This is a genomic window from Streptomyces sp. NPDC126499 (assembly GCF_040302485.1).
In the GTDB taxonomy this organism is placed as follows: domain Bacteria; phylum Actinomycetota; class Actinomycetes; order Streptomycetales; family Streptomycetaceae; genus Streptomyces.
In genome coordinates, this window is the sequence record NZ_JBEOUO010000028.1 from 67,749 (window position 1) to 81,798 (window position 14,050).

A 14,050-nucleotide genomic window follows, 5' to 3' on the forward strand; every position below is an offset into this window, starting at 1 on the left:
CTCAGACCTCGGAGGCGACGCGCTCCGGCTCCGGCGCGCGCCGGAGCGAGGACATCACCACGGTGACGGCCGTGCCGACGACCGCCCACGCGGAGAGGACCAGCAGCGAGGCGGTCAGGTCGTTGCCCCGGAAGTACGCGATCGAGCGCGCCGCCCAGGTGCCCGCGCCCGGCGGCAGGGCCGGGCCGATCGCCTGCCAGAACGGTGGCAGCATCGGCAGCGGGAAGGCGCCGCCGGCGCTGGGGTTGCCGGCGACCACGACGATCAGGATCGCCAGGCCGATGCCGACGACCCCGAAGAGCGACTGCAGGGCGAGGGTGGTGGCGCCGACCGCGAAGACCACCAGGGTGCCCAGGCCCCACAGCGCGGCGACGCTGCCGGGCAGGGCGCCGAGGACCGGGCCGACGATCACCGCGCCGCCGAGGCCGCCGAGCACCGAGTAGAGCGCGAGCGTGCCGAGCCGGATGACCGCCCGCTCGCGGTTGGCGGGCCGGGAACCGGCGCTGATCGCGAGGATCGCGGCGCAGATGTAGCCGCCCACGCACCAGCCGATGACCAGGTAGAAGGCGGACAGGCCGTTGAAGTCATGGGCGGAGGAGGGGGCCACGTCCACGGTCCGCAGCTCGCGCCGCTCGGCCGCCTCCAGCCGGGTGAACATCGTCTCCAGGGTCGCGGCGAGCACCTTGCCGCCGCCGGAGGCGACGAGCAGGGTGTCGGTGCGGCCCCTCGGGTCGACGACCAGGGCCCCGTCGATGTCCCGGTTCCTGATCTGCCGCGTCGCCTCGGCCTCGTCCGCGACCGTCCGGGGGGCGAGCGGCTCGCCGGGCAGCTTCTCCAGCCGTCCCATGAGGGCGGCCGAGGCCTGCTGGGGCGCGACCACGCCGAAGGGGACGTCCTTGGGCTTCGGGGCGTGCAGGGCCCCGACGTAGGAGGCGATGAACAACAGCTGGAGGGCGAGGACGCCCACGACCAGGAGGGCTGCTCGGGGCGTGACGGCGCTCTTCAGTTCGTCGACGAGACTCATGCCCCCACGCTCGGGGGCGGCCGCCCTCCGCGCAGGCGGGACAGGGCCGTATGGCTGACCAGCCGCGGTTATCGTACGGGCGTTCGAAATGCGTTACGCTGGATCCGAGGGGGTGGAACGTACGTACGATTTCGAGCGGGAGTGCGGGAGGTGCGCATGTCGGGGTTCACGCATCTGCACACCGCGTCGGGCTTCTCCCTGCGCTACGGCGCCTCCCACCCCGCCCGCCTGGCCGAGCGCGCCGCCGAGCGCGGCATGGACGCCCTCGCCCTGACCGACCGCGACACCCTCGCCGGCACGGTCCGCTTCGCCAAGGCGTGCGCCGGCCACGGCGTCCGTCCCCTGTTCGGCGTGGACCTGGCCTATGTGCCGGCGGCCGGCCCCTCCGGCGACCCGCGGACCTCCGCCCGGCGCTCGCCCGTGCGCGGCGGCGCTTTCGTCGACGAGTCCGCGCCCCGCGCCGTCCTCCTCGCCCGCTCCCGCACCGGCTGGGCCGAGCTCTGCGCCCTCGTCACCGCAGCCCACGCCCACGCCGGCGAGGGACAGCCCGTGCTGCCCTGGGACGCCCACCGCGGCGAGGGGCTCTTCGTGCTGCTCGGGCCCGGCTCCGACGTCGGGCGCGCCCTCGCCGCCGGCCGCCCCGACCGGGCCGCGCGGCTGCTGGCCCCCTGGCGCGAGCGCTACGGCGACGCCCTGTGCCTGGAGGTCGTGCACCACGGGCGCACCGGCACCGGGCCCGGCTCGCTGCGGCTCGCCGCCCGCACCGTCGGCTTCGCCGTCGAGCAGGGCGTCCGCCCGGTGCTCGGCAACGAGGTCCGGTACGCCGACCCCGGCCAGGGCCCCGTCGCCGACGTGCTCGACTCCGCCCGCCGCCTCGTCCCGGTCGACCCCCGTGCGGGGCTCGACAGCGGCGAGGCGTGGCTCAAGGGGCCCGGCGACATGCTGGCCGCCGCCGAGCGGGTCGTCGAGGCCGCGGGCTTCCGCCGGGACGCGGCCCACCGGCTCCTGGAGCGGACCGAGGACGTCGCCGCCGCCTGTCTGGTCGACCCCGAGGACGACCTCGGCATGGGCTCCGCCCACTTCCCCGAGCCGTACCTGGTCGGCGCCGCCCACCGCACCGCCCAGCGCGTGCTGGCCTCCCGCGCCGCCGCCGGCATGGTCCTGAAGGGCTACGACCGCCGCCCCGACCGGCGCGCCTACTGGGACCGGATGCACCACGAGCTGGACATCATCGCCCACCACGGCTTCGCCAGCTACTTCCTCACCGTCGCCCAGGTCGTGGACGACGTACGGGAGATGGGCATCCGGGTGGCCGCCCGCGGCTCCGGCGCCGGCTCCCTCGTCAACCACCTCCTCGGCATCGCCCACGCCGACCCGGTCGAGCACGGCCTGCTGATGGAGCGCTTCCTGTCCAAGCGCCGCACCGAGCTGCCCGACATCGACATCGACGTGGAGTCCGCCCGCCGCCTCGAGGTCTACCGGGCGATCATCGACCGCTTCGGCACCGAGCGGGTCGCCACCGTCGCCATGCCCGAGACCTACCGGGTCCGCCACGCCGTACGGGACGTGGGCGCCGCCCTGTCCATGGACCCGGCCGAGATCGACCGGATCGCCAAGGCCTTCCCGCACATCCGCGCCCGGGACGCCCGCGCCGCCCTCGCCGAACTGCCCGAGCTGCGCGGGATCGCGGAGGAGACCCGGGGCCGCGAGAGGTTCTGGGAGCTGGTCGAGGCCCTCGACGCGCTGCCCCGCGGCATCGCCATGCACCCCTGCGGCGTGCTCCTCTCCGACGCCTCGCTGCTCACCCGTACCCCCGTCGTGCCCACCAGCGGCGAAGGGCTTCCCATGGCGCAGTTCGACAAGGACGACGTGGAGGACCTCGGGCTGCTCAAGCTCGACGTCCTCGGGGTGCGGATGCAGTCCGCGATGGCGCACGCCGTCGCCGAGGTCGGGCGCGCCACCGGCGTCCGCCCGGACATCGACGCCATCCCGCCGGGCGACCCCGACACCTACCGGCTCATCCGCTCCACCGAGACGCTCGGCTGCTTCCAGATCGAGTCGCCCGGCCAGCGCGACCTGGTGGGCCGGCTCCAGCCGGAGACCTTCCACGACCTCGTCGTCGACATCTCGCTCTTCAGGCCGGGACCGGTCGCCGCCGACATGGTCCGCCCGTTCATCGCCGCCCGGCACGGCCGCGCCCCGGCCCGCTATCCGCACCCCGACCTGGAGGAGGCCCTGAAGGAGACGTACGGCGTCGTGGTCTTCCACGAGCAGATCATCGAGATCGTGCGCATCATGACCGGCTGCGGACGCGACGAGGCCGACCAGGCCCGCCGCGGGCTGTCCCACCCCGAGGCGCAGGGGCGGATCAAGGCCTGGTTCGCCGAGCTGGCGAAGCGGAAGGGGTACGAGGACGAGGTCGTCGCCCGCACCTGGGAGATCGTCGAGGCCTTCGGCTCGTACGGCTTCTGCAAGGCGCACGCGGTGGCCTTCGCCGTGCCGACCTACCAGTCGGCCTGGCTCAAGGCCCACCACCCGGCCGCCTTCTACGCGGGGCTGCTCACCCACGACCCCGGCATGTACCCGAAGCGGCTGCTGCTCGCGGACGCCCGGCGGCGCGGGGTGCCCGTGCTGCCGCTGGACGTGAACCGGTCGGCGGTCGCCCACCGTATCGAACTGGTGTCCGACGGTGGTGCGGAGAAATGGGGCCTCCGGCTCGGCCTCGCCGACGTCCACGGCATCAGCGAGACCGAGAGCGTCCGCATCGAGGCCGGACAGCCCTACGCCTCCCTGCTCGACTTCTGGGAGCGGGCCCGCCCGCGCAAACCCGTCGCCGAACGGCTCGCCCAGGTCGGCGCGCTCGACGCGTTCGGCGCCAACCGGCGCGACCTGCTGCTCCATCTGACCGAACTCCACCGCCTCCAGCGCGGAGCCGCCTCCCACGGCGGCCAGCTCCCCCTCGCCCAGGGCAGGAAGACCGCCCCCGTCGGCCTGCCCGACCTCGACGAGACCGAACGGCTCAGCGCCGAACTCGGCATCCTCGGCATGGACGCCTCCCGCCACCTCATGGGCGACCACCAGACCTTCCTGCGCGAACTCGGCGTGATCTCCGCCGAGCGGCTGCGCTCGGCCCGGCACGGCCAGACCGTCCTGGTCGCCGGCGCCAAGGCGGCCACCCAGACCCCGCCGATCCGCTCCGGCAAGCGGGTCATCTTCACCACCCTCGACGACGGCACCGGCCTGGTCGACCTCGCCTTCTTCGACGACTCCCACGAGGCCTGCGCCCACACCGTCTTCCACTCCTGGCTGCTGCTCGTCCGGGGCGTGGTGCAGCGGCGCGGACCGCGCAGCCTCAGCGTGGTCGGCTCCGCCGCCTGGAACCTCGCCGAACTGGCCGAACTGCGGGCCAAGGGCGGCCTGGAGGCGGCCTCGGAGCGACTGGCCGAACGGCCCGGGAACGAGACGCCGGAAGAGGGCGACTCCGGACGGCGGATCACCCTGCCCACCGGCTACACCATGAACCCCTGGGCCGACCTCCGGCCGGCCGGGGAAGGCGCCGCGACACCGTCGCGGAAGCTGTGGCACAGCAGTCCGGGGAGCGCGGGATGATCCTCTGTGTACGGTTCAGGCTGGAGCCCGTGGGCGAGGTGATGCTCCCTCAGCTCCTCGACCTGCTGCGGGAGTTCACCCCGGTCGTCGAGGCCGCCCCGCCCGGCGAGGCGCTCGCCGACGTGCGCGGCGCGCTGCGCTACTTCGGCTGGAGCCCGGCCGGACTCGCCTCGGTCATACGGATCAGAGCGCTCGCCCTGTACGGGGTCGACTGCGTGATCGGCGCGGGCCCCAACCCGATGCTGGCCCGGATGGCGGCCCGCGAGGCCCGGCCCGGCGCCACCCTGGTCGTCGAGGACCCGGCGGCCTTCCTGCGCGACCGCCCCGTCGTCGCCCTCGACGGCGTCGGCCGCGCCACCGCCCGCACCCTCTGCGGCTACGGCCTCGACTCCGTCGGCCGGGTCGCGGACGCGCCGCTCGCCGTGCTCCAGCGGCTGGTCGGCGCCAAGGCCGGCCGCGAGCTGTGGGAGCGGGCGCGGGGCATCGACCGCACCCCCGTCGTCCCCGGCGAGGTCTCCCGGTCCCTGGCCGCCGAACGCTCCTTCCCGCACGACGAACTGGACACCGGCGCGCACCGCAGGGCACTGCTCTCGCTCACCGGGGAACTGGGCGCCCGGATGCGCGCCGAGGGGCAGATCTGCCGCTCCCTGACCGTGACCGTGCGCTACGCGGACCGGAGCACCTCCAGCCGGACCCGTACGCTCGGCGAACCGACCGCCCACACGGCGGAACTCACCGCGCTCGCGTACGCGATCCACGCCTCCTTCGGGCTCCAGCGGGCCCGGGTCCGGGGGATCGCGCTGCGCGCCGAGGGGCTCGGGCCCGCCGAGGGCGCCGCGCACCAGCTGACCTTCGACCCGGCGGACGACAAGGCCCGGCGGATCGAGGAGGTCGCGGACCGGGCACGGGCGAAGTTCGGCCCGCGGGCAGTGCTGCCGGGCTCGCTGGCGGCCTGAACCGCACGCCGGGCGCCCGTCGGCCCGGCACGGCACTTTTTACCGACGCGTAACTTCCCACCGCACGCTACCCGTGCGTAGCTTGGCGGGAAGCGCATCCCCACTTGTGGTCCGGACCGCAGGGCGTACAGCACCTCTCCTCGAATCCCCCTGAGATTCCCTTGAGCCGCAAGGAGATCGCCCGATGCTGCCCCGGAGCCCCTGGAAGCACGTCGTCAGAGCGCTGTCCGTACTCCTGCTGACCGCCGCCGCCACCCTCGCCCCCACCACCGCCGCCCAGGCCGACACCACCGCCACCGCCGGTTCAGCCCCCAGCCGTGGCTGGAACGACTTCTCCTGCAAGCCCTCCGCCGCGCACCCCCGCCCCGTGGTCCTCGTCCACGGCACCTTCGGCAACTCCGTCGACAACTGGCTGGGCCTCGCCCCCTACCTGGTCGACCGGGGCTACTGCGTCTTCTCCCTGGACTACGGGCAGTTGCCGAACGTGCCGTTCTTCCACGGCCTCGGCCCCCTCGCCGACTCCGCCGCACAGCTCGACGCCTACGTCGACCGGGTCCTCGCCGCCACCGGCGCCCGCGAGGCGGACCTCGTCGGCCACTCGCAGGGCGGCATGATGCCCCGTCACTACCTGAAGTTCCTCGGCGGCGCCGAGAAGGTGAACACCCTCGTCGGGATCGCCCCCGACAACCACGGCACCACCCTGCTCGGACTCACCGCGCTGCTGCCGCACTTCCCCGGCGTCGAGGACCTGATCAGCGCCAACACCCCGGGTCTCGCCGACCAGATCGCCGGATCGGCGTTCCTCACCCGGCTCAACGAGGGCGGCGACACCGTGCCCGGCGTCCGCTACCACGTCATCGCGACCCGGTACGACCAGGTCGTCACCCCGTACCGCTCGCAGTTCCTGTCCGGCCCGGACGTCACCAACGTCCTCATCCAGGACAAGTGCGCGCTCGACCTGTCCGAGCACGTGGCGATCGGCACGGTGGACCGGGTCACCTTCCACGAGGTGGCCAACGCCCTCGACCCGGCCCACGCGACCCCGACCACCTGCCTGTCGGTCCTCGGCTAGCGGGACCTGCGGCGCGCCGTCGCGAACAGCACGGTGGCGCCGATCCCGAGCACGGCGGCGCCGCCCATCGCCAGATACGGCGTGGCGGCGTCGCCACCGGTCTCCGCCAGCTTCTCCTCGCCGCCCGCCCCCTGGACCCCCGGGGCCGGCGCGGTCGTCGTCGGCGTCGGCGGCGCGGTCGTCGTCGGCGTGGAGGGCGCGCCGCTCGGGGTGGTGTGCCCGCCGTGGCCGCCGTGCCCGGCATGCTCCTCGGCGGGGCTCGCGGCCGGGGCCCCGGACGGTGCCTGGGTCGGCGCGCTCGGCTCCGGGGCCCTCGTCGGCGAGCCGTCCTGCCCGAAGACCACGTCGGAGCAGGTGTAGAAGGCCTCGGGGGAGTCGGAGCGCTGCCAGACCGAGTAGATCAGATGGCGCCCCGACTTCTTCGGCACCGTGCCCGTGAACACGTAGTCGCCCCGTTCCATCCGGGGGTCGGTCACCGTGGCGAACGGCTTGTCCTCCAGGTCCGACCAGGCCAGCGGCTTCGACGGGTCGTAGCCGTCCTTCGTCACGTACAACGCGAACGAGCCCCGGTGCGGAGCGGTCCCCTTGTAACGGAAGGTGCGCGGGCCGGAGTTCATCCGGCTCGCCGGCCAGTCCGCGCGGGCCAGGTCGAGCCCCCGGTACTTCTCGTTGCCGGCGCTGCACAGCTCGCCGTCCGGGATCAGCTCGCGGTGCCGCCCGGCGGCGTTCGCGATGTTCACCCCGTTCCAGTCGTAGAACGCCTGCGTCCCGCTCGCCGCCACCGCCGCCTTGCACGCCGCCGAATCCGGGCTCTCCGGGCCCTCCGCGAAACAGCCCGCGACCCGGCTGACGGGGTCGGTCATCGACCCGTGGGCGACGGCGGCGGGCGCCAGGGCGAGTCCGGACAGGAGCACGGCGGCGGTGGCACCGGCGGTGGCCACGGCGGCGGTCGTACGGCGTGCGGTCATGGGGGAACGACTCCTTCACGAGGGTGGGGTGTGGGGGGTTGCCCAGCAAACTAGCCCTCGGAACAGGCGCATTCGGGACCCGTGACCGGCTCCGGGCGATCCTTATGGTCGCGTTAAGGAGCCTCTAAGCGGCACCACAGACAGGGCCGCCGGCCCGGTTCCGTTCGCCCGTCAGCCCACCCGCCGGTAGCGCCGCTCCGGCCGCCCCGTGCCCCCGTACCGCAGCGTCACCTCCGCGCGGCCCGTCTGCGCGAAGTACTCCAGATAGCGCCGCGCGCTGACCCGGGACAGCGAACCGGCCTCGGCGCACTCGGTCGCCGACAGGCCCTCCGGGTGCGACCGCAGGACCGAGTCGACCAGCTCCGCCGTGTGCGCGGCCAGGCCCTTGGGGAGCTCGCGGGAGCCGCGCGGACGGGTGCCGAAGATCTGGTCGACGTCCTCCTGGCGGGCCTCCGTCCGCGCCAGCTCGTCCAGACGGCCCTGCAGCGACGCCACGTGCCGCAGCTGCTCCTGCAGCGCGGCCTGGCTGAAGGGCTTGATCAGATAGTGCAGGGCCCCGGCCCGCAGCGCCGAGCGGATCGTCTCGACGTCCCGCGCCGCCGTGATGAACAGCGCGTCCGTCGACAGCCCCGCCGCCCGCAGCTCGCGCAGCACCGCGATCCCGTCCATGTCGGGCAGGAAGATGTCGAGCAGCACCAGGTCCGGCCGCAGCCGGTGCGCGGCCCGCAGCGCCTCGGCGCCGCTGTGCGCGACCCCGGCCACGTCGAAGCCCGGCACCGCCGACACATAGCGGCAGTGCAGCCTGGCCACCATGAAGTCGTCGTCGACCACCAGCACCTTCGTCACGCCGACAACGTAGGGCGTGACCACAACGACCACAACGTCCGTTGATTGCGGAAGCGAGACAGCTTCTTAACGCGCAGGCAACATGTGGGCCACTTCACACATCCGTCCCCATCCTCCCTCCGAGAGGCGGCACCGTTGCGTCTGCGCACCCCACTCGCCCTGCTCGGGGCGGCTCTCCTCGTGCTCGTGGGGCCGCCGCTGCTCACCCCCGGCAGCGGCTCCGACACCGGCACCCGGATACCCGGCCTGCGCTTCATGGTCCCCAACACCCCCGGCGGCGGTTACGACATCACCGCCCGCACCGCCGCCAAGAACGCCGAGGACGCCGGGCTCACCTCCGGCATCGAGGTCTTCAACCTGCCCGGCGCCGGCGGCACCGTCGGCCTCACCCGGCTCGTCGGCGAACGCGGCAACGGCAGGCTGGCGATGTCCATGGGCCTCGGCGTCGTCGGAGCCGTCCACACCAACAAGTCCCCGAGGACCCTCGCCGACACCACTCCGATCGCCCGGCTCACCATGGAGCAGGACATCGTCGTGGTCGGCAAGGACTCCCCGTACAAGACCATCCAGGACCTCCTCGCGGCCTGGCGGAAGAACCCCGGCAAGCTGCCGGTGGGCGGCGGCTCCTCGCCCGGCGGGCCCGACCACCTGGCCCCGATGCTGATGGCCCGCGCCGCCGGCATCGCGCCGAAGGACGTCAACTACGTGCCGTTCGACGGCGGCGGCGAGCTGCTCGCCTCCATCCTCGGCAACAAGGTGGCCTTCGGCGTCTCGGGCGTCGGCGAGTACCTCGACCAGATCAGGTCCGGCGAGCTGCGGCTGCTCGCCGTCACCGGCGCCGAGCGCGTCCCCGGCCTCGACGCGCCCACCCTGCGCGAGGCCGGACTCGACACCGAGTTCATCAACTGGCGCGGCATCGTCGCCCCGCCCGGCCTCACCGACGCCGAACGCGACAAGCTCGTCGGCCTCGTCACCGAACTGCACGACACCCCGCAGTGGCGCGAGTCGCTGAAGAAGAACGGCTGGAACGACGCCTTCCTGCCCGGCGAGGAGTTCGGCACCTTCCTCACCGCGCAGAACGAGCAGGTCGCCTCCGTCCTGAAGGAGCTCGGACTGTGACCACGCACACCCCGCCCACGCCGCCCACCGCGGAAACCCGCACCCGCAGGTCCTGGCCGCGCGAACACTCCGAGCTCGGCGTCAGCGCCGCCCTCCTGCTCCTCGGCGTCCTCGTGATCACCGACGCCCTCACCATGGCCGTGGACATCGGCCAGCGCGGCCCCGTCGGCCCCCGCACCGTCCCCCTCGTCGTCGGCTCCGGCCTGCTCGTCGTCGCCGTCCTCCTCGCCGTCGACGTGCTGCGCGGCGGCCGGGGCGAGGCCGAGGGCGGCGAGGACGTCGACCTGTCCGAGCCGGGCGACTGGCGCACCGTCCTCCTCCTCACCGGCGTCTTCCTCGGCTTCGCCGTCCTCATCGGCCCCGTCGGCTTCCCCGTCGCCGGCGCCCTGCTCTTCTGGGGCGCGGCCTACGCCCTCGGCAGCCGCCGGCTCCACCGCGACCCGCTGATCGCCGCCGCGCTCTCCCTCGTCACCTACGTCGTCTTCGACCACCTCCTCGGGGTCCCGCTGCCCGGCGGCCCGCTGATGGGAGTGCTCTGACCCATGGACTCGCTGAACTCCCTGCTCGACGGCTTCGGCACCGCGCTCACCCCGATGAACCTGCTGTGGGCCGCCGTCGGCGTCCTCCTCGGCACCGCCATCGGCGTGCTGCCCGGCATCGGCCCCGCCATGGCCGTCGCCCTGCTGCTCCCCGTCACCTACGGACTGGAGCCGACCGGCGCCTTCATCATGTTCGCCGGCATCTACTACGGCGCCATGTTCGGAGGCTCCACCACCTCCATCCTGCTCAACACCCCCGGCGAGAGCGCGGCGGTCGTCGCCGCCCTCGAGGGCAACCCCATGGCCAAGGCCGGCCGTGGCGCCCAGGCGCTCGCCGCCGCCGCCATCGGCCACTTCGCCGGCGGCCTGGCCGGCACGATCCTGCTCGTCGCGCTCGCCCCGACCGTCGCCGCGCTCGCCGTCGGCATCGGCGCGCCGGACTACCTCGCCCTGATGGTCCTCGCCTTCATCGCGGTGACCTCGGTCCTCGGCTCCTCCCGGATCCGCGGCCTCGCCTCACTGCTCATCGGCCTCACCCTCGGCCTCGTCGGGCTCGACCAGATGACCGGCCAGCAGCGCCTCACCTTCGGCTCGCTCCAGCTCGCCGACGGCATCGACGTCGTCATCGTCGCGGTCGGCCTGTTCGCGATCGGCGAGGCCCTGTGGGTCGCCGCCCATCTGCGCCGCACCGCCGCCCGGCCCATCCCGGTCGGCCGGCCCTGGCTCGGCCGGGACGACGTCCGGCGCACCTGGAAGGCCTGGCTGCGCGGACCGCTCATCGGGTTCCCGTTCGGCGCCATCCCGGCGGGCGGCGCCGAGATCCCGACCTTCCTGTCGTACGTCACCGAGAAGCGCCTGTCGAAGCACAAGGACCAGTTCGGCAAGGGCGCCATCGAAGGCGTCGCGGGCCCCGAGTCCGCCGCGTCCGCCTCCGCCGCCGGCACCCTCGTCTCCATGCTGACCCTCGGCCTGCCGACGACCGCCGTCGCCGCCGTGATGCTGGCCGCCTTCCAGCAGTACGGCATCCAGCCGGGCCCGCTCCTCTTCGAGCGCGAACCCGAGCTGGTCTGGGGCCTGATCGCCTCGCTCTTCGTCGGCATGGTGCTGCTGCTCGCGCTCAACCTGCCGCTCGCGCCGCTGTGGGCCAAGCTGCTCCGCATCCCCCGCCCGTACCTCTACGCCGGCATCCTGTTCTTCGCCGCCGTGGGCGCGTACGCGGTCGGCGGCGAGGCCCTCGACCTGGTGATCCTGCTGGTCATCGGCCTCATCGGGTTCGGCATGCGGCGCTACGGACTGCCCGTCCTGCCCGCCGTCATCGGCGTCATCCTCGGCCCGGCCGCCGAGCAGCAGCTGCGCCGCGCCCTCCAGATCAGCGACGGCTCGCCGGCGGGCCTGGTCGACACCCCGTTCTCGGTGACGGTGTACGCGGTGGTCGTGCTCCTGCTGGCCTGGCCACTGCTCGGCAGGATGATCAAGCGCCGTCGTACCGTGGGGAGATGACACACGACATCCGTCTCGCCGTGACCACCGACGTCCCGCGGGTGAAGGCCGTGACCGACACGGCCTATCACCACTACATCGAACGGATCGGCCTCGTGCCGGCCCCGATGGAGGCGGACCACGCGGCGGACGTGGCCGCGGGCCGGGTCTTCGTCGCCGGGGACCCGGTGGCCGGCCTCGTCGTGGTCAGGACCGAGGCCGACCACCTGTACCTCGACAGCATCGCCGTCCACCCCGACGCCCAGGGCACCGGCCTCGGCCGCCGCCTGCTGGCCTTCGTGGAGTCCCGGGCCCGCGCACTCGGCCTGCCCGAGGTGCGGCTGCTCACCAACGCGATGATGTGGGAGAACCAGAAGCTGTACGAGCGGTACGGGTACGAGGTCACCGAGCGCCGGCAGGACGGCCCGTACGACCGTATTCATTACCGCAAAATACTCAACTCGCCCCCGAGGGGGTGAGTTTCGGACATAAGGCAAGCGGATCCGGTATCCCTGGCGGGCAGCACCCCACCCCCACCCCGAAGGGAACCCCCGCCATGCGTGTTCGTCTCGCCCTCGCCGGCGCCCTGCTGGCCACCGCCGCCGCCACCGCCCCGACCGCCCACGCCGGGGCGGGCGACGGCCTGTCCGTCGACCCGCAGGGCACCGTCGCCGAGGACGGCACGGTCACCCTCTCCGGCTCCTACCGCTGCATGGACGACAGCGCCGGCCCGGTCTTCGTCAGCTCCACGCTGATCCAGGGGAACCGCTCCACCGGCATCGGCGGCACCCGGGCCGTCTGTGACGGAGTGGTCCACGGGTGGACCAACAGCGCCGTCGTGAAGGAGCCGGGCTACCGGAGCGGCGCGGCCCGGGTGGAGGCCACCCTGATGCAGCTCACCCCCCAGGGCGCGCTGGGCCTGCCGCTGCCGGGATTCCTCGCCGTCGAGGAGTCGGACGTCACGCTCGGCTGAGCAGCCGGACGATCCCGTCCCGGCCGAGGCCCGCCAGCTCGTCGAGGGCGAGCCGGGCCCGCTCGGCCGCCTCCGGGTCGGCCGCCGCGAGCCCGCTCGCCGCGAACTCGTCCTCGTCGAGCCGCAGCACCTCGCCGCCGTCCGCCGACACCCACAGGTCGAGGTCCAGGTCCTCCACCACGACCTCGGTGTCGTCGACGGCGGCCGGCCGGGTCACGTCGCAGTACCAGCCCTTGAGCGTGCCGTCACCGGAGCGGACCTCCTTCACCGCGTACCACCGGTCGCGCCAGTAGTGCTCGGTGAAGACGTCGCCCGGCTCGAAGCGCACGAAGCCGAAGTCCCGTACGCCGTCCGCCGCCCACGGGGCGCGGACCGTCAGCCGCACCCCGTCGTCGGCGACGCGCTCCGCCGGATAGCGGATCTTCGTCCGGCCCGCCTTGACGAGCCTGATCCAGAGCGTCGGCTCAGCCGAGGGCGCGGACATGGCGCACCTCCGTCGCGCGGATCTCGTAGCCGAACCACCGGTTGACGGCCAGCATCGGCCCGTTCCCGGCGTCGTTCCCGGTCAGCGCCTCGGTGCAGCCTGCCGCGCGGGCCCGGTGCAGCGAGTCGTTCTTCACGAGCTTGGCGAGCCCACGGCCCCGGTAGGCCGGGTGGGTGCCGGTCATGCCCGAGCCGTAGCGGCCCAGGCCGTCCGTGCGGGCCGCGCTGAACGCGACCGGACGGCCGTCGGCGACGGCGACCGTCGTCAGCGCGTGGTCGTTCAGCGGATGGTTCCAGGTCGTCGCCAGCCAGTGCGCGTAGTCGTCGAGCACGGCGTCCACGTCACCGGGCTCGTCGGCCGTGGTCACCGCGTCCAGCTCGAACAGCGGGCGCGGGTCGGCGGCGAAGTCGGCCGCCGTACGCAGCTCGACCCCCGCGGGCAGCTCCTGGAGCGGCGGCAGCTCGGCCGTCGTCAGGTCCAGCCGCAGGAAGTGGGCCGAGCGGCTGCCCCGGTAGCCGTGCCGCTCGGCGAAGGCGCGACAGCCCGGCTCGTCCAGGACCCAGCTGTACAAGGTCGTCGCCCCGGCCCGCGCGAGGTGCTCCTCGGCCGCGCGCAACAGCAGCGCGCCGGCGCCGAGGCGCGTGTGGTCCGGGTGGACGAAGACGTTGACGAGGCCGCTGCCCGGCTCGGGGGACTCGTGGGCGAGCGACACCTCGGCGGTGCCGACGATCTCGCCGCCGACCTCGGCGACCAGCGGCCGGTCCCGCGCGTCGGGATGGGCGTGCGCCCAGTCGTGGGCGACCTGCCGGGCGGTCGCGAGCATCCAGGGCAGTGCGGCGCGCCGTACCCGGGCGTAGCCCTCGGCGTCCCGGAGGTCGTCGGGCCGTACATCGCGGACGATCACAGTCATGGGCCCGCACGCTATGCGGCGGGCGGGCGCGACCGCCTCCCATTTTCCCGTGGGCCGGGTGCACAATCGGG

The 14,050-nt window shown here is 73.9% G+C and carries 13 protein-coding genes; 8 read left to right on the forward strand and 5 right to left on the reverse strand.

Annotation, left to right across the window (positions count from 1 at the left end; translation table 11 throughout):
* Nucleotide 1: 1 nt before the first annotated feature.
* The gene (locus tag ABTZ91_RS30075; protein WP_352080371.1) at nt 2–1,024 is read right to left on the reverse strand and encodes a DUF3533 domain-containing protein; all 1,023 of its coding nucleotides are present in this window, start codon (nt 1,022–1,024) and stop codon (nt 2–4) included.
* 156 nt (nt 1,025–1,180) lie between these two features.
* On the opposite strand from ABTZ91_RS30075, the gene ABTZ91_RS30080 reads away from it, so the two are divergent.
* The 3 genes from ABTZ91_RS30080 to ABTZ91_RS30090 all read left to right on the forward strand — a co-directional run bounded on the left by ABTZ91_RS30080 (nt 1,181) and on the right by ABTZ91_RS30090 (nt 6,661).
* A complete protein-coding gene (locus ABTZ91_RS30080; RefSeq protein ID WP_352080372.1) occupies nt 1,181–4,633 on the forward strand; it encodes a DNA polymerase III subunit alpha in 3,453 nt (1,150 codons plus the stop codon).
* The gene (locus ABTZ91_RS30085) at nt 4,630–5,589 is read left to right on the forward strand and encodes a DNA polymerase thumb domain-containing protein (protein ID WP_352080373.1); all 960 of its coding nucleotides are present in this window, start codon (nt 4,630–4,632) and stop codon (nt 5,587–5,589) included. The genes ABTZ91_RS30080 and ABTZ91_RS30085 overlap by 4 nt, the downstream gene beginning before the upstream one ends.
* Nucleotides 5,590–5,773: 184 nt before the next feature.
* A complete protein-coding gene (locus ABTZ91_RS30090; protein ID WP_352080374.1) occupies nt 5,774–6,661 on the forward strand; it encodes an alpha/beta fold hydrolase in 888 nt (295 codons plus the stop codon).
* Here ABTZ91_RS30090 and ABTZ91_RS30095 read toward each other — a convergent pair.
* Entirely contained in the window at nt 6,658–7,629 is a 972-nt protein-coding gene (locus tag ABTZ91_RS30095) for a lytic polysaccharide monooxygenase (RefSeq protein ID WP_352080375.1), read from the reverse strand. The genes ABTZ91_RS30090 and ABTZ91_RS30095 overlap by 4 nt on opposite strands.
* 171 nt (nt 7,630–7,800) lie before the next feature.
* Entirely contained in the window at nt 7,801–8,475 is a 675-nt protein-coding gene (locus ABTZ91_RS30100; protein WP_352080376.1) for a response regulator, read from the reverse strand.
* Between the two features lie 135 nt (nt 8,476–8,610).
* Between ABTZ91_RS30100 and ABTZ91_RS30105 the strand changes: the two genes are divergently transcribed.
* The 5 genes from ABTZ91_RS30105 (at nt 8,611) to ABTZ91_RS30125 (ending at nt 12,585) form a co-directional block, all read left to right on the forward strand.
* A complete protein-coding gene (locus ABTZ91_RS30105; RefSeq protein ID WP_352080377.1) occupies nt 8,611–9,594 on the forward strand; it encodes a tripartite tricarboxylate transporter substrate binding protein in 984 nt (327 codons plus the stop codon).
* Nucleotides 9,591–10,133, forward strand: a complete 543-nt coding sequence (locus ABTZ91_RS30110) for a tripartite tricarboxylate transporter TctB family protein (RefSeq protein ID WP_352080378.1) — start codon at nt 9,591–9,593, stop codon at nt 10,131–10,133. Before ABTZ91_RS30105 ends, ABTZ91_RS30110 begins: the two co-directional genes overlap by 4 nt.
* Before the next feature lie 3 nt (nt 10,134–10,136).
* On the forward strand, nt 10,137–11,633 hold the full coding sequence (locus tag ABTZ91_RS30115) for a tripartite tricarboxylate transporter permease (RefSeq protein ID WP_352080379.1): 1,497 nt from the start codon (nt 10,137–10,139) through the stop codon (nt 11,631–11,633).
* The gene (locus ABTZ91_RS30120; protein ID WP_352080380.1) at nt 11,630–12,091 is read left to right on the forward strand and encodes a GNAT family N-acetyltransferase; all 462 of its coding nucleotides are present in this window, start codon (nt 11,630–11,632) and stop codon (nt 12,089–12,091) included. The genes ABTZ91_RS30115 and ABTZ91_RS30120 overlap by 4 nt, the downstream gene beginning before the upstream one ends.
* 77 nt (nt 12,092–12,168) lie before the next feature.
* A complete protein-coding gene (locus ABTZ91_RS30125; protein ID WP_352080381.1) occupies nt 12,169–12,585 on the forward strand; it encodes a DUF6299 family protein in 417 nt (138 codons plus the stop codon).
* On the opposite strand, the gene ABTZ91_RS30130 is transcribed toward ABTZ91_RS30125, so the two are convergent.
* Nucleotides 12,572–13,069, reverse strand: coding sequence for a DUF402 domain-containing protein (locus ABTZ91_RS30130; RefSeq protein ID WP_352080382.1), 498 nt, complete (start codon nt 13,067–13,069; stop codon nt 12,572–12,574). The genes ABTZ91_RS30125 and ABTZ91_RS30130 overlap by 14 nt on opposite strands.
* A complete protein-coding gene (locus ABTZ91_RS30135) occupies nt 13,050–13,979 on the reverse strand; it encodes a GNAT family N-acetyltransferase (protein ID WP_352080383.1) in 930 nt (309 codons plus the stop codon). The genes ABTZ91_RS30130 and ABTZ91_RS30135 overlap by 20 nt, the downstream gene beginning before the upstream one ends.
* Nucleotides 13,980–14,050: the final 71 nt, after the last annotated feature.

Bases quoted from the DNA above. Each gene is read 5' to 3' on its own strand.
- ABTZ91_RS30075 (WP_352080371.1), bottom strand. From the start codon at position 1,024: ATGAGTCTCGTCGACGAACTGAAGAGCGCCGTCACGCCCCGAGCAGCC.
- ABTZ91_RS30080 (WP_352080372.1), top strand. From the start codon at position 1,181: ATGTCGGGGTTCACGCATCTGCACACCGCGTCGGGCTTCTCCCTGCGC.
- ABTZ91_RS30085 (WP_352080373.1), top strand. From the start codon at position 4,630: ATGATCCTCTGTGTACGGTTCAGGCTGGAGCCCGTGGGCGAGGTGATG.
- ABTZ91_RS30090 (WP_352080374.1), top strand. From the start codon at position 5,774: ATGCTGCCCCGGAGCCCCTGGAAGCACGTCGTCAGAGCGCTGTCCGTA.
- ABTZ91_RS30095 (WP_352080375.1), bottom strand. From the start codon at position 7,629: ATGACCGCACGCCGTACGACCGCCGCCGTGGCCACCGCCGGTGCCACC.
- ABTZ91_RS30115 (WP_352080379.1), top strand. From the start codon at position 10,137: ATGGACTCGCTGAACTCCCTGCTCGACGGCTTCGGCACCGCGCTCACC.
- ABTZ91_RS30120 (WP_352080380.1), top strand. From the start codon at position 11,630: ATGACACACGACATCCGTCTCGCCGTGACCACCGACGTCCCGCGGGTG.
- ABTZ91_RS30125 (WP_352080381.1), top strand. From the start codon at position 12,169: ATGCGTGTTCGTCTCGCCCTCGCCGGCGCCCTGCTGGCCACCGCCGCC.
- ABTZ91_RS30130 (WP_352080382.1), bottom strand. From the start codon at position 13,069: ATGTCCGCGCCCTCGGCTGAGCCGACGCTCTGGATCAGGCTCGTCAAG.
- ABTZ91_RS30135 (WP_352080383.1), bottom strand. From the start codon at position 13,979: ATGACTGTGATCGTCCGCGATGTACGGCCCGACGACCTCCGGGACGCC.